The following is a 26,367-nucleotide window of genomic DNA, read 5'->3' on the forward strand; positions in this document are numbered from 1 at the left end:
ACGAGACCCCGTCGGATGCCCGGCGGGGTCCCGTCGTCGAGGTCCCGGGATTGTTCAGGCCAGGGCGGCTCAGACCAGGGGGACGTCGACGATCGGCCGGCGCACGTCCGCGCCCGGGCCGTCGAAGTGCCACCATTCGCCGGAATAGACGGTCAGTCCTCCGTCGGCCATCGCCTGGCGCAATCGCGCCCGAGCAGCCTGCGCCGGCGCCGAGACCCCCTGTGTCGCATATGCGTTCGCACGCGGGGTAAACGAGTCGAAGTCGGTGCCCATGTCGACGCGACAGAGGTTGCCGATCTTGCGCGGGGCCGTACAGCCCGGACTGCGGACCGCCAGGGTGACGTCGACCGAACGACCGGTCTCATGGCTGGTCGAGTACGGACCCGGGGCTGCGACCCACGCCGGGTCGGGGACCTTCTGGAACATCTTCTGCTGCACCGAATGCGGCCGGTAGCAATCCCAGAACACCAGCGTCTGACCCCCGGCCCGAAGTTTCTGGGCCGCGGTCCTCAGACCCGGCGCCATCGACTCGTGCACCAGACAGCGAGCATCCGGCGGATACAGCCGCTCACCGACGAAGTTGTCGGTCGTCGCGTAGCGCAGATCCAGCACTGCGTCCGCGACGACGCTCTTCACGTCGACGAGACCGACCGCGCGTGTCTGCCGGTCGACGGAGTGCCTCGGCGTCGGCGACGGCGAGTCGACGGGAGCCGCCTCGGCACATGCCATCGACAACGTCAGCGCCGCAGCCATTGCTGCCGGCGCCGTGGTCAGACGTAGGACCGATCGGATCTGCATCTCTGCGTTCTACCAGCCCTTCGTCTCGACGGTCACTCGATCGGTCGTGCCCCGAGCTCGGACTTGAGAAGTTCGAGCGCGACCTGATCGGGATCGAGACGTTGTTCGGGGGCTCCGGTGCGTGCGTCGGCGACCATCTCGGCCCGCTCCTCGTCGGGGATGTCCTCGTCCGCGCGTGGCGGCTCGGGCTCCTCCGGCTCGGCCACCGGTTCGGGCGGCGGAGGCGCAGCCGCCGACTGGTCACGAGACCGGCTCGGGCGTGAATACGACTGCCGGGGCTTGGCCTGCTGCTTCGCGGACTGTGCGCCACCGGCCGCCGACGACGCGACCGCAGTGCCCGGCGCCTGATGCACGGTGCGCACGTCGAGCGGTGTGCCGAAGACCTCGGAAAGCGCCTCCCGGATGATCGTCACCGCGTGCGGTGCCGAGAGTCGTCCGACGAGCACCTCGACCGGGTGGCCGAGCACCACCGTGGTGCCCTCGAGATCGGCGATGACCGCCGCAGACAACATCGGCTCGAGACTCTTCGACCGCTCCCGCACCGCGGCCCGGATCTCCGGATAGCGTTTGCGGATCGCGTCGGCGTCGAGCCCGCCCGAGGGAGCCGGTTCTGGTTCCGGTTCCGGTTCTGGCTCCGGTTCGGGGCGCTTCGCCCGGACCGGCATCGCGTCGGGCGGCGGGACCGAGTACTCGTCGACCGGCTCGTCCGGCAACGGGATGTCGTCGGTGTAGGCCGGCTGGGCCGGCTCGGCAGTGGGTTCCCGGGTCGGCTCCGGAGCCGGTTCGGCCACGGGTGCCCGCCAGGGCGGTTCCGGTGCCGTCGGGGTGCCGCCGTTCCGGACGCCAGGGCGTACGGGTTCCGAGACCGGGGCCGGCGCGATGTTCTCTACCTCGGGCTCTGCCCCGGGAAGGTCGAGAGTCGGTGCCGCAGCGTCGACTTCGAGAGCCTCGGCGTCGAGGGTCTCGGTGTCGAGGGTCTCGGTGTCGGGAGTGTCGGCGTCGGCGGCGTCGAGATCCCCGAGATCGAGCGCCTCGGGTTCCGGCAGGGCGTCGGGGTCGGGAAGCGCGTCGGGATCGGGGATGGCGTCGAGCGCGGGCTGCTCGACACCCAGCTCCTCGAGCATGTCCGCGTCGTCGGTCTCGACGGCGGCAACCACGTCCACCGGCGGTGCGGCAGCGACCGGCTCCGCGGCGGGCGGCGCCGGGTCGGGCTCGGAAACCGCAGGTGCAGAGGCGGGTTCGGCCGGCGCCGGTTCGACCGCCGCGGGCTTCACCGCCGGCACAGGCGGTTCGGGCGCGGTGGGTTCCGGAGCGGGCGCGGCGACCGGGGTGTCGGCCTCGGCAACCTCGGCCGCAGTGCGGCGTGCCTCCTCGGCCGCCTTCGCCTCTTCCATCGCCTTGCGCTGCGACGGACGCACGAACTTCGGTTCCGGTTCGGGCTCAGCGGGTTTCGCGGGCACCGGGATCGACGTGGTGCCGATTCCCGACTCCAGACGCTCGAGCCGCTGCAGCAGAGCGGCGTCGTCGTTCGACACGCCGGGCAGCAGCATGCGCGCGCACATCACCTCGAGCAGGAGGCGCGGTGACGTGGTTCCGCGCATCTCGCCGAGGGCGTCGTGCACGATCTCGGCGAAGCGCGTCAACGAGGCGGGGCCGAGCGTCTCGATCTGGCTTTGCATGCGTCCGAGCTGATCACCGGGCGCCTCGACCAGGCCGCGGTCGGCGGCATCGGGAACGGCCTGCAGCAGGATCAGGTCGCGGAGCCGTTCGAGGAGATCGACCGCGAAGCGTCGTGGGTCGTGCCCCGCGTCGACGACCTTCTCGACGGCCCCGAACAGAGCCGCGCCGTCGGCCGACGCCAGCGCGTCGACGGCGGTGTCGATGAGTGCGACGTCGGTGACGCCGAGCAGTGCGAGTGCGCGCTCGTAGGCGACGCCCTGGTCGTCGGCGCCGGCGAGGAGCTGATCGAGGATCGACAGCGAGTCACGCGGCGAACCACCACCGGCACGGATGACCAGCGGGTAGACCTCGGGCGCGACGGTCACGCCCTCCCGCTCACAGATCTTCTCCAGCAGCCCGCGCATGACCGGCGGGGCGAGCAGACGGAACGGGTAGTGGTGCGTACGCGAACGGATCGTCGGCAGCACCTTCTCGGGTTCGGTCGTCGCGAACACGAAGATCAGGTGCTCCGGCGGCTCCTCCACGATCTTGAGCAGCGCGTTGAAGCCGGCGTTGGTCACCATGTGCGCCTCGTCGACGATGAACACGCGATAACGCGACTCGGCCGGCGCATAGAACGCGCGGTCGCGCAGCTCGCGGGTGTCGTCGACGCCGCCATGGCTGGCTGCGTCGAGTTCGATGACGTCGAGGTTGCCGGGACCGCCGGGAGCGAGAGCCACGCACGACGTGCAGGTGCCACAGGGACGCGAGGTGGGGCCCTCGACACAGTTCAGCGACCGCGCCAGGATTCGCGCCGACGACGTCTTGCCACACCCGCGCGGACCGGAGAACAGGTACGCGTGGTTGATGCGCCCCGAGTCGAGGGCACGGCTCAACGGATCGGTGACGTGCTCCTGCCCCACGACGTCGGCGAAGGTAGCCGGGCGATAGGTGCGATACAGAGCCACGCGTCGAGAGTACCGGCGACCCGTGACATCGGATGCGCCTGCCTCACACTGCGGGCGACGCCCCCGTCTCGGGTGCTTCACCCATCGACTCACCGGCGGTTCCGACCAGGTCATCGGCCATGTCGTCGGACACGTTCACCCGCTCGGCGTCGGCTCGTGCCGACGGTTCGACGACCCGCGGACTCCCGCCCTCGGCCGGCTCGCCGGCCAGTCCGCCGTCGGCGATGACCGCTGCCGCGACCCCCGGGGCGATGACCGCAGCCGGCTCGGCCGCGGTGGTCGAACGGGAGCCGAAAACCCGCAGGGCGACGACCGTCGCGATCAGGATTCCCACGAACGCGAACAGATAGGGGCTGACGGTGAACCAGTTGAGCCAGGTGACCCGCGTCTTCACGTAGAGCCCGGTGTAGTAGCCATCGGGAACGAGCGCGGGGACGTGCGTCGGCCACGCGAACGCGAGCAACACGAGCGCCGCAACACCCACCGCCGCCAGGCCCCGCTCGAGCTGGGTTCGCCTCAGGTCGAGGGCCAGGTGGACCCCGATCACCACGATCGGCACGAACCAGACCCAGTGGTGCCCCCACGACATCGGCGACACCACGCATGCGGTCATGCCGACGATGCTGATCGCGAGCAGTTCCTGGCCCCTGCGGTGGGCATAGGTGGCGACCGCGAATCCGGCGACGAGCGCGGTCAGTGCCAGGGCTCCCCACAGGAGTGTCGACGGGTGGTCGGTGTCGAGGTGGTTGGCGAGCATTCCGCGGATCGATTGGTTGCCGCGCAGTTGCGCCGAACCGACACGTTCGGACTGGAACAGCTTGCCGGTCCAGTAGGCCCAGGAGTCACGCGGCAGGACGATGAACCCGATCGCGACGGTCATGACGAAGCCGCCGATGACACCGAAGAACGCGCGCCAGTTGCGTTGCACCGCGTAGTAACCGGCGAAGATCAGCGGCGTGAGCTTGATCCCGGCGGCGATGCCGGCGCCCACGCCCTTGGTCCTGCTGGTGTCGGGACGGGTCAGGTCGGCCAGGATGAGGAGCATCAGGAAGACGTTGATCTGGCCGTACCAGATGGTGGTGCGGACGGGCTCGAGCAGCATCGCGACCGCGACGAGCGACATCGCGATGACCCGCAGCGGCCACGTCACCGGCCGGCCGAGACTGCGGAAGCTGAGCATGACGACGAGATAGAGGGCGACCACGATGCCCGCGGTCCACAACCATCGCGCCACGTCGAAGGAGATCAACGCGAGCGGAGTGAAGAGCAACGCCGAGAACGGTGAGTACGTGTAGTCGAGGTCGCCGATCATCTTGACGTCGTAGAGGCTGGCGCCTTCGGTGACCGCTTGAGCACCCTGCCGATAGACGGCCAGGTCGATCTGGTTGTTCAGCAGACCCCAGAACTGGGCTCCCCAGGGCACGACGACATCCTGGAGGACAAGCGCGATGACCCCCACGATGGCGAAACCGGATGCGAGAAGAACCGGCCTGGGCAGATTCACGATTTACAAGAGTGGCATAAGAGTCGGCACATACCGGCTACTCATCGCCGAATGAGAGCTATCTAACGCCGATCCGGCGTTTGACAGCGGCGTGTCGGCGAGACGAGTGGCTCAGCTGCGCTCCGCCAGGAGGGTCTCGGCCGAGGCGAGGAGCACGCACGTCGCGACCCCGTCCATCGCGGCCCGCAGGTCGTCGGTGTTCGGGAAGGTCGGTGCGAGACGGATGTTCCGGTCGTGCGGATCGGTCTTGTACGGGAACGCGGAACCTGCGCCGGTCAGCGCGATTCCGGCTTCCTTCGCCAGTTCGATGGTGCGTCGGGCGGCGCCGTCGACGACGTCGAGACTGATGAAGTACCCACCCTCGGGCTCCGACCACGAGGCGACCTTCGACTCGACCAGCCGGTCTTCGAGGATGTCGAGCACCAGCTTGAACTTCGGCGCCAGGATCTCGCGGTGGCGGGCCATGTGGGCGCGCACGCCGTCGGCGTTCCCGAAGAACTTGAGGTGACGCAGCTGGTTGACCTTGTCCGGGCCGATGGTCTTGAGGCCGAGGTACTTGCTGAACCACGCGAGGTTCTCGTCCGACGACCCGAAGAACGCCACCCCGCCGCCGGCGAAGGTGATCTTCGACGTCGAGCCGAGGACGTACACGCGGTTGGGATGACCGGCTTCGACGGCCATCTCGAGGACGCGCAGCGGCGTCGGCGGGGCCTCCACGAGGGTGTGCACCGCGTAGGCGTTGTCCCAGTAGATGCGGAAGTCGGGTGCCGCGGGCATCTCGAGCAGACCGCGGGTCACCTCCTCGGAGAAAGTGACGCCGGTCGGGTTCGAGTAGGTGGGCACCGCCCACAGACCCTTGATGCTCGGGTCGTTGGCGACGAGCTCGGCGCAGAGCCGCACGTCGGGGCCGTCGGGGAGCATCGGCACCGGGATCATCTCGATGCCGAAGCTCTCGGTGATCGCGAAGTGACGGTCGTATCCGGGGGCCGGGCACAGGAACTTGATGGTCTGGCGACCCCACGGCTCGTCGGAGTCGGCGGTGCCGTGCAGCAGGCCGAAGACGGTGAGGTCGTGCATGAGCTCGAGGCTCGAGTTGCCGAACGCGATCAGGTTCGCGGGGTCGACGGCGAGCAGCTCGCCGAAGATCTCGCGCAGCTCGGGCAGGCCGTTGAGGCCGCCGTAGTTGCGGGTGTCGGTGCCTTTGCCGTCGCGGTACTCGTCGCCGGGGAGCGACAGCAGCGCGTTGGAGAGATCGAGCTGTTCGGGAGCGGGCTTGCCGCGGGTGAGGTCGAGCTTCAGACCCAGAGCGGCCAGCTCGTCGTAACGCTTCTTCAGATCCGCCTGGGTGTCTCGTAGTTGGTCGACACTCATCGAGTGGAAATTCAACGTTAGACCTCTCGCGCTCGACGCCGGCGCGAGTGTCCGACGACGCAGACCTGGAAATGGAAATCGGGGATATAGGGGACCCCGCGCACCCGAGAGAGCCCGTTGACCCTTGCTGCCTTCCGGCCCTGGGGGAGTTCACAGGATGCACGCCGCGCGGGATCCGTCGTCCAGTGTAGCGAGGGTTCACAGCCGGGTGACACCGGGTGGTCACCACCCCCGCGACGGCCTCGGTCCGTGCAGGCGAGGCGGGTGATCGTCTCCCGGATACGACGAAGGTCCGGGGTGCGCTCCCTTGCGGGTCGTGCACCACGGACCTTCGGTGGCGGAGGATAGGGGATTCGAACCCCTGAGGGCTGTTAACCCAACCCGCGTTCCAGGCGAGCGCCATAGGCCACTAGGCGAATCCTCCAACGTCGAGATGATAGCCGCCGGGGACTCCCACACCCAAACCCGCTTGCCGGCCGCTCGGTCGGCACTAGGGTCGGGGCATGTCCGATTCCTCCCCCATCGTCGTGATCGGAGCGACCGGCGGACAGGGCGGTGCCGTCCTCGACGCGCTGCTCGACGCCGGTTTCGCGGTGCGCGCGGTCGTCCGCGACGCCGTGTCGTCGAAGGCCGCGGCGCTCGCCGACCGCGGTGTCGAACTCGCCGTCGGCGACATCGTGAGTGGCGTAGGACTCACCGATGCGTTCACCGGCGCGGCGGGAGCCTTCGCGCTGACGACGCCCTTCGAGTCCGGCGTCGACGCAGAGGTCGCCCAGGGCACCGCGCTGATCGAGTCGGCGACCGCGGCCGCGCTCCCCTACCTCGTCTTCTCGTCGGTGGCCTCCGCCGACCGCGACACCGCCGTCCCCCACTTCGACTCCAAGTTCGAGGTCGAGCGGATGCTCGCCGCCACCGACATCCCGCACACGATCGTCGGGCCGGCCTACTTCTACGACAACCTGCTCGCCGGGTCCGACGCGCTCGCCGCCGGCGTCATGCCGATCGCGATGCCTGCGGACCAACCGCTGCAACAACTCTCACGCCGCGATCTCGGCCGGTTTGTCGCGACGCTGTTCCGGAACCCGGGTGCGTACACCGGCGAACGGATCGACATCGCCTCCGACCAGCCGACGCCCCTGGAGATGGCGGAGATCGTCGGCGACGCACTCGGAACGACGGTCAGCGCGGAATCCTATGATCCCGAACGCATCCCGTCGCCCGACATGAGTGCGATGTTCACCTTCCTCGGCGAACGCGGCTACGAGGTCGACATCCCCGAACTGCACCGCCGGTTCCCCGACGTCGGATGGCAGACCTTCGCGGAGTGGGCGGCTGAGGCACTGCGCCGCTGAGGTGCCGCCAAAATCGCCAGTTCCGCCGCGAGGCGCCATTTGCAGCTAGCTGTAACTCTTGGGGAGGTTGTGAACGGCGTGGTGCCGGTCAACAGGTGAGGGCCTCCGGTATCGATGTGGTTACCACACACACGCCGATCACCAAGAGGCCCTCATGACCCACCGTAATGCCTTCCTCACCGAACGTGGCCGTCTGGCCCTGGCTCAGTGCGTCGTCGATAAGAACTGGCCTCTACGACGGGCCGCCGAACGGTTCAACTGCTCACCGGCCACGGCCAAGAAGTGGGCCGACCGCTACCGGCAGACCGGTGAGGCCGGCATGGCAGATCGGTCCAGCCGCCCCTACCGGTCACCCCATCAGCTCCCTGTGCGCCGGGAACGTCGAATCATCAAGTTGCGGTTCCTGCGTCGCTGGGGCGCTGCACGAATCGCTGCGCACCTGCGGCTAGCAAAATCGACCGTCGAGGCGGTGTTGCGCCGGTATCGGATGCCGCTGTTGCGTCACCTCGACCAGGCCACCGGGCTTCCGGTACGCCGGACACCGCCACGACGCTACGAACACGACGCTCCCGGCGACCTGATCCACATCGACATCAAGAAACTCGGCCGCATCCCCGAAGGCGGCGGCCACCGCAAACTCGGGCGCACGATCGGCAACCGGCACAACAAGAAACACCGCCCGGGGTACGCATATCTGCACCACGCCGTCGATGACCATTCCCGGCTGGCATACTCCGAGATCCTCACCGACGAACGCAAAGAGACCGCCGCGCAGTTCTGGGACCGCGCCAACGCCTTCTTCAGCCAACATGGGATCACTGTGAGACGAGTGATGACCGACAACGGCGCCTGTTACCGCTCAAAGGTTTTCGCAGAATCCCTCGGCGCCGAGATCAAGCACAAGAAGACCCGTCCCTACCGCCCGCAAACCAACGGCAAGGTCGAACGATTCAACCGCACCCTGGCCTCGGAATGGGCCTACGCCGAGTTCTACAGCTCAGAAACCGCCCGCGCAGCCACCTACGACGACTGGCTACACCACTACAATCACCACCGAGCCCACACCGGCATCGGCGGACTCACCCCGATCGAACGCCTACACGTTCACAACCTGCCCGGGTCTTACAGCTAGCGCTTGCGCACCGAAGTAGCGCTCCTGCGAGCTGGGCGTCAGTCCTCGATCCGGTTGCCCTTCTCATCCCAGTGTTCGGCGACCTTCTTGCTGGGCTGCACGCGCGGCGGTTCGCCGGGCATCTTCGGGTAGCTGGGCGGGTAGGGCATGTCGCCCAACCCGTCCGCATCGTCTTGCTGGACCATCTCCAGCAGTTTCTCGATGCCGCGCCGGTGATCGGCGATGTCGGTCCACGGATCGCCGCGGCGCTCGAGCAGCTTCGGGACGGTCGCCATCGTGCAGTCGTCGGGATCGACGTCGGCCAGTTCGTCCCACGTCACCGGCGTCGACACCCGACCGATCGCGCTGCGTCGTACGGAGTACGGCGACGCCATCGTGCGGTCGCGGGCGTTCTGGTTGAAGTCGATGAAGATCCGTTCCCCGCGTTCCTCTTTCCACCAGGACGTGGTGACCCGGTCCGGGTCCCGGCGCTCCAGTTCACGGGCTATCGCGATGACACATCGCCGGGTGGCGATGAAGTCCCACAACGGCTCGATGGGGACGTACACGTGAATTCCTCGGCCACCCGACGTCTTCACGAAGCCCGTGAAGCCGAGTTCGTCGAGCAGGGGCTTCAGCCCGTCGATCGCCACGCTCCGAACGTCGTCGAATGTCGTGCCGGGTTGCGGATCGAGGTCGATGCGGAGCTGATCGGGATGGTCGTTGTCCGGGTGCAGGGTCGGCCAGGTGTGGAAGGTGACGGTCCCCAGGTTCGCCGCCCACACCAGATCGGCCGGCACCGTCGGGCGGATGGCGTCCCCGGTTCGCTTGGACGGGAACATGATCGGCGTGGACTGCACGTGCTCGGGACGCTTCTTCGCGATGTGCTTCTGGTAGATCTCCTCCCCCTCCACGCCGTCGGGGAAGCGTTGCAGGAAGGTCGGCCGGTCGCGCGTCGCGCGCATGAGCGGCCCGTCGCCACTGTCGTCGATGCCGAGCGCGAGCGTCCGGTAGTAGCCGACGAGATCCCGCTTGCGGCCGCCGTTCTCGCCGAGCTCGGGGAAATAGATCTTGTCCGGGTTGCTGAGACGGACGGCGACCCCGTCGACGTCGAGTTCTTCTGCGGGAGAACGGGATGCCATGGTCATTCTCCTTCGAGGACGTCGTGCAGGTCGTAGGTGAGCGGAACCTCGAGCTGGCCGTAGCCACAACTCTCGGGATCCCGGTCCGGGCGCCAGCGGAGGAACTTCACGGTGTGGCGGAAGCGCTGGTTCTCCATCTGGTCGTAGGCGAACTCTGCGACCAGTTCGGGGCGGATCGGAATCCACTCCCCCGACTTCTCCGACCGCCATCGGGTGGGCTCGTCCGGTGACGGCTTGTCCGGGTCGAGGCGCATCGGCTCGAACATCTCCTGCAGCTCAACGCGTTTGGCGTCGGAGAACGCGCCCGCGCCCCCGACCATGCGCAACTCGCCGTCGTCGTCGTAGAGACCGAGGAGCATCGAGCCGATCCCCCTGCCCGACTTGTGGATCCGATAACCGAAGATCACGCAGTCCGCGGTCCGCTTGTGTTTGACCTTCAGCATCTCGCGCTTGTTCTCGACGTAGACGCCGTCGACACGCTTGGCGACGACGCCGTCGAGGCCGGCGCCCTCGAAGGCGGAGAACCAGTCCTCGGCGACCGACGCGTCGCTGGTGACGCGGCTGACGTGCATCCGCCGATCCCGGTCGCCGGGTCCGACCGCGCGCAGCAGCGCCTCTCGACGGACCTCAAACGGTTGTCCGTTCACCGCCGTCGATTCCAGTGCGAGTGCGTCGAAACCGATGAAGATCGCCGGCGTCTTCTCGGCGAGCATGTTGACCCTCGACTCGGCGGGATGGATGCGCTGCGCGAGCGAATCCCAGTCGAGCCGGTGGGTGTCGCCGATGAGTGCGGGTACCCCGATCTCGCCGTCGAGAACGACCCTGTCCGGCAGCTCGGCCTTCGCCGCGGCGACGATCTCCGGGAAGTACCTCGCCAGGTCTTTCCCACCGCGGGAGCCGATCGCCACCTCGTCGCCGTCGCGGAAGATCAGCGCGCGGAAACCATCCCACTTGGGTTCGTATGACCAGGCCGTCTCACCGTCGGGCTGCTGCGGCACGGCGGTGACCGCCTTGGCCAGCATCGGGGCTACGGGCGGCATGACCGGAAGATCCATGGCTTCACTGTTCCTCACTTCTCCGGGCGCTGGCAACGATCCGCCCGGAACTCCGGGGTGACCGTGGGGTCTGGCGCAGAGACAGACCATCGGCGAGACCGATTCTCATCGCGGGGCGTCGACGCGACGCGGTAACCTCGACGCGATGTCGACACAGCACGCAGCGGGCCGGTATGCGCCGTCCCCGTCGGGCGACCTCCACGTCGGCAACCTGCGGACGGCTGTGCTGGCCTGGCTGTTCGCCCGCACGACCGACCGCCGGTTCCGGATCCGCATGGAGGATCTCGACCGCGCGGTCGCCGGCGCCGACGCCCGGCAACTCGCCGACCTCGCCTCGCTGGGCATGGACTGGGAGACCCCCGTCGACTATCAGACGCAACGACGGGACATCTACGGCCGGATCATCGCCCGGCTCCGCGAGGCCGGTCGCACCTTCGACTGCTTCTGCACGCGACGCGAGATCCTCGAGGCACCGTCCGCTCCCCACGCACCGCAGGGCGCCTACCCCGGCACGTGCCGGACACTGACCGCCGCCGAACGCGCCGAGAAGATCGCCGCCGGCCGACCGCCCGCGATCCGCATCCTGGCCGACACCACCGAGTTCACCGTCACCGACCTGCTCCACGGCACGTTCACCGGAATGGTCGACGACTTCGTGATCCAGCGCAACGACGGCACCCCCGCCTACAACCTGGCCGTGGTCGTCGACGATGCCGCGCAGGGAGTCGATCAGGTCGTCCGCGGCGACGACCTGCTGTCGTCGGCTCCGCGCCAGGCCTACCTCGCCACGCTGCTCGGCGAGACCACGCCGACCTACGCCCATGTACCCATGGTGCTCAACACCGACGGCGTCCGACTCTCCAAGCGCGACGGAGCGGTGACCCTCGCCGACCTCGCAGCAAGCGGTGTTCCGGCCGGCACCGTCCTCTCGCACATCGCTCGCTCGCTGGGCCTCGCAGACCCCGGCGAAACCGTCGATCTCCCCACGCTCGCAAGCCGTTTCGACCCCGATGCCCTCCCCCGCGAACCCTGGCTGCTGGGGCCCACGGAGTGGTCGTCCTGACGGTTACGCGGTCGTCGCCAGCAACCTCTGCAGCAGGTCGTTGAGCGTGATCAGCCCGATGGCCCGGCCGGAGTCGGTGACCAGCGCGAGGTGGGCGCGGCGTTCACGCATGGCGGCGAGCGCCTCGTAGACCGGTTGCCCGGACTCGAACCGCAGCACCGGACGCATGAGGTCGACGGCTGTCGCGTCCGGCGCCGCGCGCAGGCTGTCGCGCACGTGTACGACACCGTGCACCGGGCCCCGATCGGCGTCGCGCACCAGCAGCCGCAGATGTCCCGAAATACGTCCGGCAGTCTGGATCTCGCCGGCAGTCGCGGTCGGCAGCACCGCCCCCAGGGTGTCGCTGGGCGTGACGACGTCGCCGAGCGTCAGCGATTCCAGTTCGAGCGCGCTGGTCAGATGCGCGTGATACCGCTCGTCGAGTGTTCCGACCGTCGCCGAGTGCTCGACGAGGTGACGCAACGCGTCGCTGTCCTGTCCGGTGGCGACCTGGTCCACGGGTTCGACGCCCACGCGCCGCAGGCACCAGTTGGCCAGGTGGTTGAGCTGCACGATGATCGGCCGCGTGAGCCACATGAAAGCTCGCATCGGCAGGGCCAGCACGATCGCCGACCGCTCCGGGTGCGCGATCGCCCACGACTTCGGAGCCATCTCACCGACCACCAGGTGCAGGAACGTCACGACGATGAGCGCCAACACGAAGCCGACGATGTCAGCGGACCAGTACGGCAGCCCCCAGGTCTCGAACAGCGGCGTGAGCCAGTGATGGACAGCAGGTTTCGTGATCGAACCCAGCGCAAGCGTGCAGACGGTGATACCGAGCTGCGATCCCGCGAGCAGCACCGACAGCTCCGATGCGCTGCGCAGGGCGGCGCGGGCGCTGCTACTCGTGGCGGCCTCGTCCTCGAGGCGGTGGCGTCGGGCCGCGATCAGTGCGAACTCGACGGCGACGAAGAAGGCACTCGCCGCGATCAGCGCGACGGTGATAGCCCCGATGACCCACGGGTTATCCATTGTCGGTCTCCCGTCCGTCATCCGATGCCGTTGCGGTGCTCACTTCGGTGCCGAGTGACATCGATACCAGAGCCGGCACATGCTTCTCGACCTCGAGCACCTCGACGTGGACCACGCGGGGTGGCGCCTCATCGTCGTCGAGAAGCGAGGCGGGATCGGGGTCGATGGTGATCTCGACGGTCTCACCGACCTCGGGCAGTCCCACGAACTCTGCGATCACCAGACCGGCGATCGTCTCGTAATCCCCTTCGGGCAGTTCCCAGCCGGTCGCACGGGACACCTCGTCGACGTGGGCGTCACCTCGGACGCGCCAGCCGTCGGCGGTCTTCTCGATCGCCGCGGAGGCCTCCGGGTCGTGTTCGTCGTCGATCTCGCCGACCAGTTCCTCGGCGATGTCCTCGGCGGTCACGACGCCGGCGAAACCACCGTATTCGTCGATGACGATGGCCATCTCCTCGTGTGCGGTGGAGAGGTTCTCCAGCACCTCCGGCAGCGGCAGGGTCGACGGCACCACGACGGGGCGGCGGCAGAGATCACCCGCGGTGGCGGTCGGATCGGCCTTCGAGGGTTCCTTCTGCAGCGCGTACGACCATTCGAGGAGGTCGGGGAGATGGACGACGCCGAGAACTTCGTCGTCGTCTCCGGCGACCGGGTAGCGGGTGTGTCCGGTGCTCATCAGCGCAAGCACCTCGGACGCGGGCAGCGACGCATCCACCTGGTCGGTGTGCGGACGCGGAATCATCGCGTGTTCGGCTGTGCGCGTGGGGAACTCCAGCACGCGATCGAGCAGCACGGACAGATCCTCGGGCAGTTCGCCGGCGTCACGGGATTCGGCGACGATGTGTTCGAGGTCGCGGACCGACGCCGAGTGCTCGACGTCGTGGACCGGCTCGATACGCAGGGCGCGCAGCAACAGGTTCGATGCCTTGTCGAACAGCGCGATCAGCCAGCCGAATACGGCCAGATACATCGTGGTCGACCGGGCGAGCCACAGTGCGACCGGTTCCGGCCGGGCGATCGCGAGGTTCTTGGGGAAGAGCTCACCGAAGACCATTTGCACCACGGTGGAGAACAGGATCGCGATGATCGTGCCGATCGCGACACCGACACCCACGGGGATGCCGACGTTGTTCAGCAGGTCGCCGACGCCGGAACCGATCAGCGGTTCGGCGACGTAACCGACGAGCAGGCCGGTGACGGTGATGCCGAGCTGGGCCCCGGACAGCATGAACGAGGTGCGTCGGGTGACGGAGAGTGCGCGCTTGGCGGCGGCGTCACCGGATTCGGCGCGCGCCTTCAGGCGGGAGCGGTCGACCGCCATGAAGCCGAATTCCTGGGCCACGAAGTAGCCGGTGACGGCGGTGATCGCGAGGACCACCAGAATTCCCAGGAAGATTCCGAGAACGGTCAGCATGTCGCCGTCCGATCAACGTCGACGCCTGGGACGCCGGGAATGTTCTTGCAGTGGACTGTGGGCCCGGAACGCGGGTCAGGGCCCGGTTCGGAACAGGGTGCGGACGGGTGTCGTCGGCGTTTTCGGCGCTTTGCGCGTCTCATCGTCTCTCTCGCTGGTACTCGAATACCCCTACAGGGTGCCGAGTGTTCGGGGGTGTTCGCAACCTCGTTGCGATGGGTTCACAACGAAGCACCGTTCCGCACGGTTCCGACACGTGACCCACCGCACGCCGGTCGCCGACTCCTTCAGGCCCGCGTCGAACCGTAGTAGCGCCGCAGGAACTCGTCGCGGTACTCGATGTACGTGCCGTTCTCGATCGCCTGTCGGGCCCGGTCTACCAGCGTGACGATGAACGACACGTTGTGCAGGGTCGCCAGCGTCGGGCCGAGACCCTCCTTCGCCTTGAACAGGTGATGCAGGTAGGCGCGGCTGTACTGCGAGGTGTAGTTCTCGATCTCTGGATCGAGCTGCCGGAAGTCGTTGCGGTACTTCGCGTTCGTGACGTTGTATCGACCGTCGAGCGAGTAGATCGCACCGTTGCGGGCGACGCGCGTGGGCGACACACAGTCGAAGGTGTCCACGCCGTTCTCGATGGCGGTGAAGATGTCGTCGGGTTCGCTGATGCCCAGCAGGTGCTTGGGCGCGCCCTCGGGCAGCTCGTCGTTGACCCAGCCGACGATGGTGCCCAGGTTGTGCTTCTCGAGCGCGCCGCCGATGCCGTAGCCGCCGAAGCCCTTTCCGCCGGTCTCCCGGTCGGCGTCGCTCAGCGCGACCAGATCGCGCGACGCCTTGCGCCGCAGATCCTCGTACTGGGCTCCCTGGATCACACCCCACAACGCCTGCTGGGGCCGATCCGCACGCTCGACACTCAAGCGGTTGTGCTCGGCCAGGCACCGGATGGCCCACAACCGGGTTCGTTCCAGCGAATTTTCCTGGTAGGCACGGGTATTCATCAGCGTGGTGAGCTCGTCGAAGGCGAAGATGATGTCCGCACCGAGCTGGTGCTGGATCTGCATCGACACCTCGGGGGTGAAGCGATGCGCCGAACCGTCGAGGTGCGACTTGAACGTCACCCCGTCGTCGTCGACCCGCGAGAGACGTTCCTTGCCCTCGGCGATGAGCGAGTCGTCGGGGCTGACCTCCATCGCGATGACTTTCTTGAACCCCGCACCGAGCGACATGACCTGGAACCCACCGCTGTCGGTGTAGGTGGGGCCCGACCAGTTCATGAAGGCACCGAGCCCGCCGGCCTGATCGATGATCTCGGGACCCGGCTGCAGGTACAGATGGTAGGCGTTCGCGAGGACGGCCTGAGCACCCAGCTCGGAGACCGACTCGGGCAGGACGGTCTTCACCGTCGCCTTGGTACCCACCGGCACGAAGGCGGGGGTCTGGATCGCGCCGTGCGGGGTCTGGATCACCCCGGTGCGGCCGCGGGTGCCGGGCAGGGTGGTGCCGACGGTGTAGGCGGGGTCGGCGACTTCGGTTCCGGTACTGCTCACCGGTGCATCCTCCCAGGTCGGCGCCCTCCGCCCAAACCGACGGCGGCGCCGTCGGGCCCTTCGGCGGCCGCGACGACCGACCGGTCCGGCATTCCTGGATTCGCTACGGTGGGACCATGTCGTGCAGAACGCGCCGCGCCATCGCCTCCGGGGCCAGGGTCGCCACCACCGCATTCGGCCTGTCGTTGGCCCTGTTCACGCTGTCCGCCTGCGGTTCGGAACAGGATGTCACCGACACCTCCGCGAACAACGCGGCCGCATCGGCGGAACAACCCGCCGACGCCCCGTCGACGTCCGCCCCCGTCGTCCCCGGCCGCAAGCCCGCGTCGGCCCGCGCCGACTCGGTCACACCGCGCGCCGACGCGGACGAATCGACAGGGAGCGGCCCCGGCACCACGTGCGGCAGCATCCCCGGCCCCGACGGCGCGCTGCGAGTGTTGATCCTGGCCGGCGACGTCGAGTGCGACCAGGCGAAGTCGGTCGCGGACGATTACGGCCCCAAGATCGTCACCGGCGCGCAGCAGTCGGTCTCCGGCTGGACCTGCGGGCCGTCGCAACTGCAGGGCGTACTCGCCGCCTGCCAAAAGGACGCGACGGTCATCGGTTTCGCACCCTGACCCCCGAAACTCGCTGACCCAACTGCCTTGACCCTCACGCGACGTCAGACGCCAAGGTTGCTCATGTGAGTGAAGAGAAGCACCGACCGCGCCCCGCTCCCTCGTCGGACCTGACCGTGGGCGTCGTCGCGGGGATGGTCGGCGTCAGCGTCCGCACACTGCACCACTACGACCGGATCGGCCTGGTGACACCGTCGCGCCGGACGCCGGCGGGATACCGCGTCTACGACGACGCCGACGTGGCACGGCTCTACCGTGTCCTGCCCTACCGCGAACTGGGCTTCTCACTCGAGCGGATAGCGACCCTGCTCGACGATCCCGATGCCGACGAACTGCATCAGCTCCGGGCGCAGCACGAGCTGCTCACCGACCGGATCGATCACTTGCACCGGATGGTCGCAGCGGTGGAGGAGATGATGAGCGCAAAGAAGCAGGGAATCCAGCTGTCGGCGGCCGAACAACGCGAGATCTTCGGCGAGGACTGGCGCGGCGAAGAGTACGCGGCCGAGGCCGAGAAACAGTGGGGCGAGACCGACGCGTGGCAGGAGAGCCAGAAGCGCGTCGCCCGGTTCTCGAAGGAGGACTGGCAGCAGATCAAAGCCGAGACCGACGACCTCGAACGACGCCTCGCCGACGCGATGCTCCGAGGACTCACGCCCGGTACCGCCGAAACCGATGCCCTCGCCGAGGAGCACCGCGCGCAGATCGGCCGGTTCTACGACTGCACGCACGAGATGCACGTCGGGCTCGCCGACGTGTACGTCACCGACCCGCGTTTCACCGCGCACTACGACGAGCAGGTCCCCGGGCTCGCCGTCTACCTGCGCGAGGTCATCCGGGCCAATGCCGAGAAACGGATCTGATCGACGCCGCCCGGTGTCTGCTCACTCGTCCAGGTAACGCTTCCGGAGCGCTTCCGGCACAGCGGGATCCAGTCCCAGACCGTCGCGGAAGTAGCCCTCGATGTCACCGAACTGTGCGGTCATCTCCTCGAAGGCGCCCTCGAGGTAGTTCCGCTGGACGCCGAGGATCGGTTTCAACACCTCGGGGTCGCCGCCGGCCGCCTGGAACGCGGCGAAGACCGGGTGCAGTGCCGGGATGAGCTCGTCGTTGGTGAGCAGGTAGTCCTCGAACACCTCGTCACGTCCGACACCGAGCACAGAGAGGAAGGTGGCAGCGGCCCAGCCGGTCCGGTCCTTGCCGGTCGTGCAGTGGAAGAGTGCCGCTCCCGGCTGCACGGGCTCGGCGAGTGCGCTGAACAGCCGGTGGTAGGCCGCATGGGCGCTGGGCAGGGTCAGGATCTGTCGGTAGGTGGCCTCCATCAGCTCCGCCGCCTTACCTCCACCGAGCGCATCGCTCACCGCGGCGACCGCCGCCGGATCGGCGACCACCTCGTTGAGGCGTGCCGGGATCGCGGTCGACGAGTCGGCCAGCACGTCGAGGGGAACCTCCACGACACCGGGCAGGGCCGGGTCCGGCGCGGCCGAACGCTCGGCAACCGTGCGGAGGTCGTAGACGGCCGTGATCCCCAACGCGTCGAATTTCGTGAGGTCATCACCCGCCAGCCGGTGGAGCTCGGTGGACCGGAACACCAGACCGGACCGCACACGGCGTCCGTCGGCGGTCGTCCAGCCGCCGAGGTCCCGGAGGTTGGGCACGGTGGAAAGGGATACGGCGTGGGCGTGGGTGAGATCGGTCATGACGAAAGATTGTGACAGGCCGATTCGAGTTGCCCCCGACAACGACTGGGTCCAGTGACCGAAATGTGCCACCGATTCACATACGACAAACCTGATGAGTCACTCTGGTGACGTCGCGACGACGAGAAGTTATCCCGAACTTTGGTGTTACTCGCGGGTAACGGCAATATCGTGCCGTCTTCCGTGATTGCCCCTACCCGGCCTTTCTTTCCCACGGAAAGGGGACCACGAAACCCGGTCCGCGGGATTCTGGACACATCATGAGGATTGCAGCCGTTCACCCCAAACGTGCTGTTCGCGGACCCAGCGGGCACTTCGAACCGGACCCCGAAGCCGTTACGGGTGCCGGGGCGAATTTCGTGCCAGGATCACCCTCTGTGACCTGCGCGTTCGCATTGAAAAGCCGGATATGCCTGAGCTAAGTTCCAATGTATGTCCAGTAAAGTGACTGTTCACGGTCGCACAATCATCCGAGACACTCGGGTATTCGACGTGACGTCCGAAGGACTGATCGACGGCACAGACCCACTCATCGAGGGCGCCTCCGCGCGAATCTTCAAGAACCTCTGAATTAACCCCTGCCTGTCGTACTGCTCACCGGCGGTACGGCAGGCAAGTCGGTTATGCCGACACAACAACAGAAAGTTGGACGATGTGGTCTTCGGATCGGGCGGCAGCGATGCATGATGCCCCGGAGCCTGGCGGCACCCCCTCTGACGCGACCCTGATCGAAGGCCACGGACTCTCCGTCGATGCTTCCTGGGGCCACATCTACGGCCCGGTCGATCTCCGGGTCCGCACCGGCGGGGTCACGGTCCTCGCCGGGCCGGAGGGCCGAGGCCGTACCGCACTGCTCCTCACCCTCGCAGGTCGCATGAAGCCGACGAAGGGTGAGCTCGTCGCCTTCGACCGCTCGAACGACGCCCACCACCTGTTCGAGAACGCCGCCGTCGCGTGGATCGACGAGGTCGACGAGATCGAACAGACCATCCGCGTCAGCGACGTCATCACCGAGCAGATCCGGTGGTCGGCACCTTGGTACAAGTGGGTCACGCCCGCTCGTGAGGAAGACCTCGAGCGCATCTGTCGGCCCGTCTTCGGTCCGTACCCCCTCCCGGCCATGGAGTCCTTCGTGGAGGAACTCCCCGAACTGACCGCAGCGCTCTTCCGCATCGCCGTGGGCAACCTGCGACGTCCGCCGCTGCTGGTCGTCGGCGGGGTGGACAACCTGACCCGGCGCGAGAACCAGGTTCATCTCATGGACCGCCTCGTCGACCTGGGCCGCACCCAGACGGTGATCACGGCCGACATCAACGCCGTGTCCCCGGCCGGCGGCGTCCGTGACGTCATCCCCGTCGACAACCTCACAGATGGCCAGTTCATCGGCCTCGAGCACGAAGATCGGACGTAGGAACATGTTTGCCGCATTCTCGCCGGGCAGCGACATCAAGCGTTACTACCGGGGCCGGATGCCCCGGCTGGCGCTGGTGGTCATCATGCTCATGCCGCTCCTCTACGGCGCGATGTACCTGTGGGCGTTCTGGAATCCGTTCGCGGCCGCCGACAAGATCCCGGTCGCGCTCGTGAACGAGGACACCGGCGCGGTCGTCGAAGGGCAGAAGCTCGACGCCGGCTCCCAGGTGGCGGCCGGACTCATCGAGTCCAAGCAGCTCGATCTGCACGAGGTCTCCGCGGCCGAGGCCGCCGACGGTGTCGCGCACGGCAAGTACTACTTCTCCATCACGCTGCCCGCCGACTTCAGCAAGGCGATCGCCTCGCCCACGAGCGACAAGCCGCGTTCGGCGCCGCTGGTGTTCACCTACAACGACGCCAACAACTACCTGGCGACGATCATCGGTCAGGACGCCGCCCAGCAGGTCGTCAACAAGGTCAGCGCACAGGTCGGCGCGCAGACGTTCGAGATCGTCCTCAACGAGGTCGGGGACCTCACGCCCAAGCTGACGGAAGCGGCCGACGGCGCGAACGAACTTGCCGCCGGTCTGAAGACCGCCGACTCGGGCGCTCAGGAGCTCGCGTCCGGTCTCGGCCAACTCGACTCCGCACTGATCAAGGCCACCGATCCCCTGCTCAACGCACTCGGCGCCGACCAGACCGGTCTGTCCGCAGCCGAGGTGAATGCGGCCGCAGATCGACTCGCCCGCAATGCCGGAGCGGCGTCGAACGAACTCACGACCGCCGCGAATCAGCAGTCGCAGGCCAGCAAGGGCCTCGACTCGGTCATCGCCCAGCTGAGTTCGTCGCCGGATCCCACGATGCGATCTCTCGCCAATGCCCTTTCCCCTGCACAACAGTTCCTGCGCACCAGCGGACTCGGACCGGACGCGAACAACCAGCTCACCCAGCTGAACAACGACGCCAACCTGCTCTCGCAGCAGCTCGCCAATCCGAACAGCCCCCTCCGCCTCGGCCTCACCCTCGTCGAGAACGGCGGCCTTCGCAACGACATCCTCGCCGCACGCGGTGCCGCCAACGAACTGAAGAGCGGCTCAGCCGAACTCAGCTCTGGCCTCGGTGAGCTGAGCGCGGGTGCCGACGAACTGGCGTCCGGTCTGGAAGAAGGGGTCAAGGCCATCCCGTCCTGGACCAACCAGGAGAAGACGGAGATCGCCAAGACGCTGGCGCAGCCCGTGGAGTTGCAGGAGGACTACACGCACGAGGCCCCGACCTTCGGTACCGGCTTCGCTCCGTTCTTCATGTCCCTGGCATTGTTCGTCGGCGGCATCATCACCTGGATGTTGTTGACTCCGCTCCAATCCCGTCCGATCGTTCAGGGTTTCTCCTCGCTGCGCGTCGTATTGGCCTCGTACACACCCGCGTTCGCCATCGGCTTCATCCAGGCGACCGTCCTGTACACAGTGGTCACCTTCGCGGTCGGACTCCGCGCCGAGTACCCGATAGCCACGTTCCTGTACCTGTTGCTCGTGGTCGCGACCTTCATGGCGATGATCCAGATGTTCAACGCGGTCTTCGACGTCGCGGTCGGACGTGTTGTGACACTCGCATTCCTGATGGTCCAGCTGGTCTCCGCGGGTGGCATCTATCCCGTGCCGACCACGGCCACGCCGTTCCAGTACATCCACTACGTGGACCCGATGACCTACACGGTGGAGGGCCTCCGACAACTCACGGTCGGCGGCATCGACTACCGACTGTGGCTCGCCATCGGCGTCCTCAGCGGAATCACCCTGGGCTGCCTGCTCATCTCGTCGTGGGCCGCCCGCCGAAACCGCCAGTACACGATGGACCGTTTGTATCCGCCGGTGGAAGTCTAGGGAGGTCGAGACAGGCAAGCCCCCGTGACTGTCGTCTACCTCGAGTAGATCGCTTCAACCGCCCCATTTCCGGTATTGAGCGCCTTAGCATCTGAACACCAGGAGGAATACATGACACCCAAATCGAACTCGCAGGCCCGCGCCACCACCAACATCGGCGACAACCTGAACCTGCGGACCGTCTTCACCCGCCCGGGCGAGGCCACCGATCTGCCCAAGTTCTCGATGGCCGACGACATGCTGCTGCCCGAGACCGCCTACCAGATCGTCCACGACGAGGCGATGCTCGACGGCAACGCGCGCCTGAACCTGGCGACCTTCGTGTCGACCTGGATGGACGACGAGGCGAAGAAGCTCTACTCCGAAACCGTCGACAAGAACATGATCGACAAGGACGAGTACCCGCAGACGGCCGCCATCGAGGACCGCTGCTGGAAGATCCTCGCCGACCTCTGGCACAACCCGAACGTCGACAACGCCATCGGCACCTCGACCATCGGTTCGTCGGAGGCCTGCATGCTCGGCGGCCTGGCCCTCAAGCGCCACTGGCAGGCCCGCCGCAAGGCCGAGGGCAAGTCCACCGAGACCCCGAACCTGGTGCTGTCCACCGCCGTTCAGGTCTGCTGGGAGAAGTTCTGCAACTACTTCGAGGTCGAGCCCCGCTGGGTGCCGATCAGCCCCGACCACATGGTCCTCGACGGCCACGAGCTCGAGAAGTACGTCGACGAGAACACCATCGGTGTCGTCGCCATCATGGGCCAGACCTACACCGGCATGTACGAGCCGGTGAAGCAGATCGCCGCCAAGCTGGACCAGATCCAGGCCGACACCGGCCTCGACGTGAAGATCCACGTCGACGGCGCGTCGGGCGCGATGATCGCTCCGTTCTGCCAGCCCGACCTGGAGTGGGACTTCCGCGTCGACCGCGTCGTCTCCATCAACACCTCGGGCCACAAGTTCGGCCTCGTCTACCCGGGTGTCGGCTGGATCGTGTGGCGCGACACCGAGGCGCTGCCGGAGAGCATGGTCTTCCACTGCAGCTACCTCGGTGGCGACATGCCCACCCTGGCTCTGAACTTCTCGCGTCCCGGCGCCCAGGTGCTGCTGCAGTACTACCAGTTCCTGCGCCTCGGCCGTGAGGGCTACCGCCAGGTCCAGCAGGGTTCGCTCGACGTCGCGCAGTGGCTGTCGTCGGAGATCGCCAAGATCGACGCCTTCGAGCTCGTCAGCAAGGGCGACACCATCCCGGTCTTCGCATGGCGCCTGAAGTCGGGCCACACCGACAACTGGAACCTCTACGACCTGTCTGATCGCCTGCGCATGAAGGGCTGGCTGGTCCCGGCCTACCCGATGGCCGACGACCTCGCCGACCTCACCGTGCAGCGCATCGTCGTCCGCGCCGGTCTGAGCCACGACCTCGCGCGTGCCCTCATCGCCGACATCCAGACCGAGGTCGACTTCCTCGATCGTCTCGAGGGCCCGATCCCGGCCGAGGGCGAGCGTTCGCACTTCCACCACTGATCGCCGAGATCGTCGCGATCCCCTGATGTGTCCCCGGCCTGGCATCCCTTCCAGGCCGGGGACGCATCGTCGCATTCACAGACAGGTAGAAAATGAGTATTGCCGCGTCAGCCCCCAGACGCAGCACGGTCTTCATCCCGACCCTGAACAAACAGTGTTGGGGCTTCATGATCGGATCCGCACTCTTCGCGTTGAGCGCGGCGCCGGGCTTCGGCAGCTCGGCTGGATCGTCGGCCGTCAATCTCTGCTGCTTCGTCGGGGCGTGGTTCTTCACCGCCGCCGGCCTGATCCAGCTGATCCTGAGCGGCCCCGTGACGACCAAGGTCGACTACGGCAGCGGCATCATGGTGCGCGCCGACTGGCTCGCGGCGTCGACCCAGTCGTTGGGAACGGTCCTGTTCAACGTGAGCACCACCGCGGCACTCACCGCGCATTCGATCCCCTCCCAGAGAGAGTTCGTCTGGTCGCCGGATGCCGGCGGATCGATCCTCTTCCTCGTCAGCGGCTTCATGGCCGTTCGCGGCTACCGGCACGCACACAAGTTCTTCGACCCGGGTTCGGCCGGCTGGTGGTCGGTGCAGATCAACCTCATCGGATGCATCGCCTTCGGCGTCGCCGCGGTGGGCGCCTACGTGTCCAAGGGCGGAGTCACGGTCGACACGGCGATGGCGAACTGGGGAACCTTCATCGGAGCGATCTGCTTCTTCCTGGCGTCCCTCGTGGTCCTCCCGGCCTGGAACCGGAACTCGTCGGGTGAGTCGGCATGACCGGATCACGTACACAACCGGATCCCGGCGGGGGCGCACCGGCACCGGGGAGCCGGGGATGACCGAGTTGTTCCGGAACGAGGTCTCGTCGGCACCCCTGCCCCCGAAGGTGATCGAGACGTGGGAGCGCCGTGTCGGCGTGCACCGCAGCAACATCCACGCCGAGCCGATCCGACTCACCGGACCCGACGGAATGCGCCACTACGGGCAGCACGTCGAGGTACGGACCGATGACCCCGGTTCGTTCGACTCGCTGATGTACGTACGTCAGCTCTCGATGATCGGCACGTTCTGCAGCCTGCACACCCCGCTCGAGGTGTCGCGGAACCCGCGCCTCATCTCCGAACAGCCCTCCGAAGACCTGGTCATCGGGGTGCACACCCTGGAGGGCAAGCACATCATCCGCCAGGGGTCACGCGATTTCGCCTACGGCCCCGGGCAACTCGCCTTCGTCAGCAATGCATCCCCCTACCTCGAGCGGACCTTCGAGATCAATGACCCTGCGGGCCTGGTGATCCCGCTCGAACTCCTCGGGAACCAGCGCCGCGTCGCCGAGCAGGCCCGCCGGCCGGTCGCCTCTCACACCCTGCTGGCGCGCGCCACCGCATCGTTCATCCTTCAGTTCGCGTCGGACACCGCGGTCGGCGTGACCGAACCCGGCCCGGACACGGAGATGGCCGCCATCGAATTGGTTCGCGCTGCACTCGGACAGCTCGACTACGACAATCGACAGATCACCGACAACGCCCTTTTCGTGCGGGAGGCGGTCTCCGACCTCATCGAGCGTCACCATCGCGATCCCTCGTTCACCCCGAACGCGATCGCCCGCTACCTGCACATCAGCCGCCGTCAGCTGTACCGGCACTTCGAGGACACCGAGGACTCGTTGGCCGCACGCATCGCCGACCGCAGACTCAAGACCGCCTGCGAGTTCCTCCGGACACGTCCGGACATGGCGGTCTCCGAGGTGGCCAGGATCTCCGGCTTCCCGTCGAGTCCCACGATGCGCAACCGCTTCCGGGCCGAACTCGGGATCGGCCCGAGCGAGTACCGCGCCCGCGCGGCCGCCGAGGCCGACCCCGTGGAGAACTGGGAATCACCGACCGCGTGACACGCGGCCGGCCCGGACCTCAGCTCAGCAGGGCCTGCGCCACCCGCTCCAGTGCGGCGACGCGACTTCCTTTGACCAGTACCGCATCTCCTCCGGCGAGGTCGCCGAGTGCGGCAACCGCTTCGTCGACGCCGGAGGTGTGGCGCGCGGTGTCGCCGTAGTCGGGTTCGTCGACCGCGATGACCTCGATGTCGAGTTCGTGTGCCTCGAGTGCGATCGCGTGATGCTGGGCCGGAGAGTCCGATCCGAGTTCTGCCATGGTTCCGAGAACGGCGACGCGTCGTCCCGCGGGCAGCGCGGCGAGCGACTTCAGTGCCGCCGACATCGACGTCGGGTTCGCGTTGTAGGCGTCGTTGAGCACGATCGTGCCGTCGGCGTTCTTCGCGAGTTCCATTCGCAGACCGGACAATTCGGCGGCAGACATACCATTGGCGATGTCCTCGACGGACACTCCGAGACCGCCGCCGGCCGCCGCGGCCGCGAGCGCGTTGCGGACCTGGTGCTCACCCCGCGCGCCGAGGCGCACGTCGGTCGAACCCCACGGCGTGTGCAACCGGAACGATGCTCGCAGCTCGTCGTCGACGACGATGTCCGACGCGTATACGTCGGCGTCCGGCGACAGGCCGTACCGCAGCACCCGGGCCGAGGTGCGCTCCGCCATCGCCGCGACGTACCGGTGATCGGCGTTCAGAACCGCGATCCCGTCGGCCGGAAGGGACTCGACCAGCTCACCCTTCGCGCGGGCCACCGATTCGATGTCCCCGAACAACTCGAGGTGGACACCTTCGACGCGCGTGATCACGCCGACGGTCGGGCTCGCGATGGAGCACAGCAGGTCGATGTGGCCGATCCCGCGCGCACCCATCTCGAGGACCACGGCTTCGACGTCGTCGGCCGCGCCCGCCAGGGTCAGCGGAAGGCCCAGTTCGTTGTTGAAGGACTTCTCGCTCGCCGCGGTGCGGTAGGTGGTCTGCAGGACCCCGGCCAGGAGGTCCTTGGTGGAGGTCTTGCCGACCGAGCCGGTGATGCCCACGACGCGGTCGGGAATACGGCCGCGGACCGCACGCCCGAGATCAGCGAGGGCCAGGGCGGTGTCGGGGACGCGAATGGCGGTGCCGCGAGAGACCTCCGCGCGCGAGGTGAAGTACGCCGCCGCGCCGCTCTCCAGGGCCGACGGGATGAAGTCGTGACCATCCCGCTCGGCGACGATCGGCACGAAGAGCTGACCCGGCCGGACATTGCGCGAGTCGATGCTCGCCCCGTCGATCTGCACGTCGGGACCGATCAACTCGCCGCCGACGGACGCTGCGACCTCACTCGCCAAGAAATGCACGACCTCACGCTAGCCGACGTCCGCGGACCG

General features: G+C 67.4%; 21 protein-coding genes, 1 tRNA gene and 1 other RNA gene. 10 read left to right on the forward strand and 13 right to left on the reverse strand.

The window, feature by feature from the left end; all coding sequences use genetic code 11:
* Positions 1-69: 69 nt before the first annotated feature.
* The 6 genes from C5O27_RS03010 to C5O27_RS03035 all read right to left on the reverse strand — a co-directional run bounded on the left by C5O27_RS03010 (position 70) and on the right by C5O27_RS03035 (position 6,724).
* Positions 70-798 (reverse strand): M15 family metallopeptidase, encoded by a 729-nt coding sequence (locus C5O27_RS03010; RefSeq protein ID WP_127961871.1) that lies wholly within the window; start codon positions 796-798, stop codon positions 70-72.
* Between the two features lie 32 nt (positions 799-830).
* The gene (locus C5O27_RS03015; RefSeq protein WP_127961872.1) at positions 831-3,425 is read right to left on the reverse strand and encodes a DNA polymerase III subunit gamma and tau; all 2,595 of its coding nucleotides are present in this window, start codon (positions 3,423-3,425) and stop codon (positions 831-833) included.
* Positions 3,426-3,468: 43 nt separating this feature from the next.
* Positions 3,469-4,929, reverse strand: a complete 1,461-nt coding sequence (locus C5O27_RS03020; protein ID WP_035754412.1) for a glycosyltransferase 87 family protein — start codon at positions 4,927-4,929, stop codon at positions 3,469-3,471.
* Between the two features lie 111 nt (positions 4,930-5,040).
* Positions 5,041-6,315: an aspartate aminotransferase type Ic gene (locus C5O27_RS03025; RefSeq protein ID WP_006358955.1), complete on the reverse strand. Its 1,275-nt coding sequence runs from the start codon at positions 6,313-6,315 to the stop codon at positions 5,041-5,043.
* 70 nt (positions 6,316-6,385) lie between these two features.
* Positions 6,386-6,480, reverse strand: an RNA gene (ffs, locus tag C5O27_RS03030) — signal recognition particle sRNA small type.
* Between the two features lie 155 nt (positions 6,481-6,635).
* Positions 6,636-6,724 (reverse strand) — tRNA-Ser (locus tag C5O27_RS03035).
* A 79-nt stretch (positions 6,725-6,803) separates the two neighbouring features.
* Between C5O27_RS03035 and C5O27_RS03040 the strand changes: the two genes are divergently transcribed.
* Positions 6,804-7,652, forward strand: coding sequence for an NmrA/HSCARG family protein (locus tag C5O27_RS03040; protein ID WP_127961873.1), 849 nt, complete (start codon positions 6,804-6,806; stop codon positions 7,650-7,652).
* 154 nt (positions 7,653-7,806) lie between these two features.
* Positions 7,807-8,784: an IS481 family transposase gene (locus tag C5O27_RS03045; protein WP_127961867.1), complete on the forward strand. Its 978-nt coding sequence runs from the start codon at positions 7,807-7,809 to the stop codon at positions 8,782-8,784.
* 38 nt (positions 8,785-8,822) lie between these two features.
* Here C5O27_RS03045 and C5O27_RS03050 read toward each other — a convergent pair whose 3' ends face one another.
* Positions 8,823-9,905: a DNA polymerase domain-containing protein gene (locus tag C5O27_RS03050; RefSeq protein WP_035754404.1), complete on the reverse strand. Its 1,083-nt coding sequence runs from the start codon at positions 9,903-9,905 to the stop codon at positions 8,823-8,825.
* Between the two features lie 2 nt (positions 9,906-9,907).
* Positions 9,908-10,960, reverse strand: a complete 1,053-nt coding sequence (locus C5O27_RS03055) for an ATP-dependent DNA ligase (RefSeq protein ID WP_127961874.1) — start codon at positions 10,958-10,960, stop codon at positions 9,908-9,910.
* 145 nt (positions 10,961-11,105) lie between these two features.
* Between C5O27_RS03055 and gluQRS the strand changes: the two genes are divergently transcribed.
* Entirely contained in the window at positions 11,106-12,023 is a 918-nt protein-coding gene (gluQRS, locus tag C5O27_RS03060) for a tRNA glutamyl-Q(34) synthetase GluQRS (protein WP_127961875.1), read from the forward strand.
* Positions 12,024-12,026: 3 nt separating this feature from the next.
* Here the strand turns inward: gluQRS and C5O27_RS03065 are convergent, their stop codons facing one another.
* From C5O27_RS03065 to tgt, 3 genes are all read right to left on the reverse strand, one after another.
* Positions 12,027-13,037, reverse strand: coding sequence for a hemolysin family protein (locus tag C5O27_RS03065; protein ID WP_035754398.1), 1,011 nt, complete (start codon positions 13,035-13,037; stop codon positions 12,027-12,029).
* Positions 13,030-14,451: a hemolysin family protein gene (locus C5O27_RS03070; protein WP_035754396.1), complete on the reverse strand. Its 1,422-nt coding sequence runs from the start codon at positions 14,449-14,451 to the stop codon at positions 13,030-13,032. The genes C5O27_RS03065 and C5O27_RS03070 overlap by 8 nt, the downstream gene beginning before the upstream one ends.
* A 287-nt stretch (positions 14,452-14,738) precedes the next feature.
* Complete coding sequence (gene tgt, locus C5O27_RS03075; RefSeq protein ID WP_127961876.1) at positions 14,739-15,995, reverse strand: tRNA guanosine(34) transglycosylase Tgt; 1,257 nt, start codon at positions 15,993-15,995, stop codon at positions 14,739-14,741.
* A 116-nt stretch (positions 15,996-16,111) separates the two neighbouring features.
* On the opposite strand from tgt, the gene C5O27_RS03080 reads away from it, so the two are divergent.
* Both C5O27_RS03080 and C5O27_RS03085 read left to right on the forward strand, forming a co-directional pair.
* Entirely contained in the window at positions 16,112-16,612 is a 501-nt protein-coding gene (locus tag C5O27_RS03080) for a hypothetical protein (protein WP_127961877.1), read from the forward strand.
* 65 nt (positions 16,613-16,677) lie between these two features.
* The gene (locus C5O27_RS03085; RefSeq protein ID WP_127961878.1) at positions 16,678-17,475 is read left to right on the forward strand and encodes a MerR family transcriptional regulator; all 798 of its coding nucleotides are present in this window, start codon (positions 16,678-16,680) and stop codon (positions 17,473-17,475) included.
* Between the two features lie 21 nt (positions 17,476-17,496).
* Here C5O27_RS03085 and C5O27_RS03090 read toward each other — a convergent pair whose 3' ends face one another.
* On the reverse strand, positions 17,497-18,312 hold the full coding sequence (locus C5O27_RS03090) for a tyrosine-protein phosphatase (protein ID WP_127961879.1): 816 nt from the start codon (positions 18,310-18,312) through the stop codon (positions 17,497-17,499).
* Between the two features lie 679 nt (positions 18,313-18,991).
* Here C5O27_RS03090 and C5O27_RS03095 point away from each other — a divergent pair.
* The 5 genes from C5O27_RS03095 to C5O27_RS03115 all read left to right on the forward strand — a co-directional run bounded on the left by C5O27_RS03095 (position 18,992) and on the right by C5O27_RS03115 (position 25,004).
* Complete coding sequence (locus tag C5O27_RS03095; protein WP_127963743.1) at positions 18,992-19,723, forward strand: ATP-binding cassette domain-containing protein; 732 nt, start codon at positions 18,992-18,994, stop codon at positions 19,721-19,723.
* 4 nt (positions 19,724-19,727) lie between these two features.
* Positions 19,728-21,605, forward strand: coding sequence for a YhgE/Pip domain-containing protein (locus C5O27_RS03100; RefSeq protein ID WP_127961880.1), 1,878 nt, complete (start codon positions 19,728-19,730; stop codon positions 21,603-21,605).
* A gap of 111 nt (positions 21,606-21,716) precedes the next feature.
* A complete protein-coding gene (gad, locus tag C5O27_RS03105) occupies positions 21,717-23,126 on the forward strand; it encodes a glutamate decarboxylase (RefSeq protein WP_006358942.1) in 1,410 nt (469 codons plus the stop codon).
* 92 nt (positions 23,127-23,218) lie between these two features.
* A complete protein-coding gene (locus tag C5O27_RS03110) occupies positions 23,219-23,893 on the forward strand; it encodes a hypothetical protein (RefSeq protein ID WP_127961881.1) in 675 nt (224 codons plus the stop codon).
* A gap of 58 nt (positions 23,894-23,951) precedes the next feature.
* Positions 23,952-25,004, forward strand: coding sequence for a helix-turn-helix domain-containing protein (locus C5O27_RS03115; RefSeq protein ID WP_040004147.1), 1,053 nt, complete (start codon positions 23,952-23,954; stop codon positions 25,002-25,004).
* Positions 25,005-25,023: 19 nt separating this feature from the next.
* Here C5O27_RS03115 and C5O27_RS03120 read toward each other — a convergent pair whose 3' ends face one another.
* Complete coding sequence (locus tag C5O27_RS03120; protein WP_127961882.1) at positions 25,024-26,337, reverse strand: UDP-N-acetylmuramoyl-tripeptide--D-alanyl-D-alanine ligase; 1,314 nt, start codon at positions 26,335-26,337, stop codon at positions 25,024-25,026.
* Between the last annotated feature and the right edge of the window lie 30 nt (positions 26,338-26,367).

It is taken from the genome of Gordonia alkanivorans (assembly GCF_004011905.1).
Lineage (GTDB): Bacteria > Actinomycetota > Actinomycetes > Mycobacteriales > Mycobacteriaceae > Gordonia > Gordonia alkanivorans.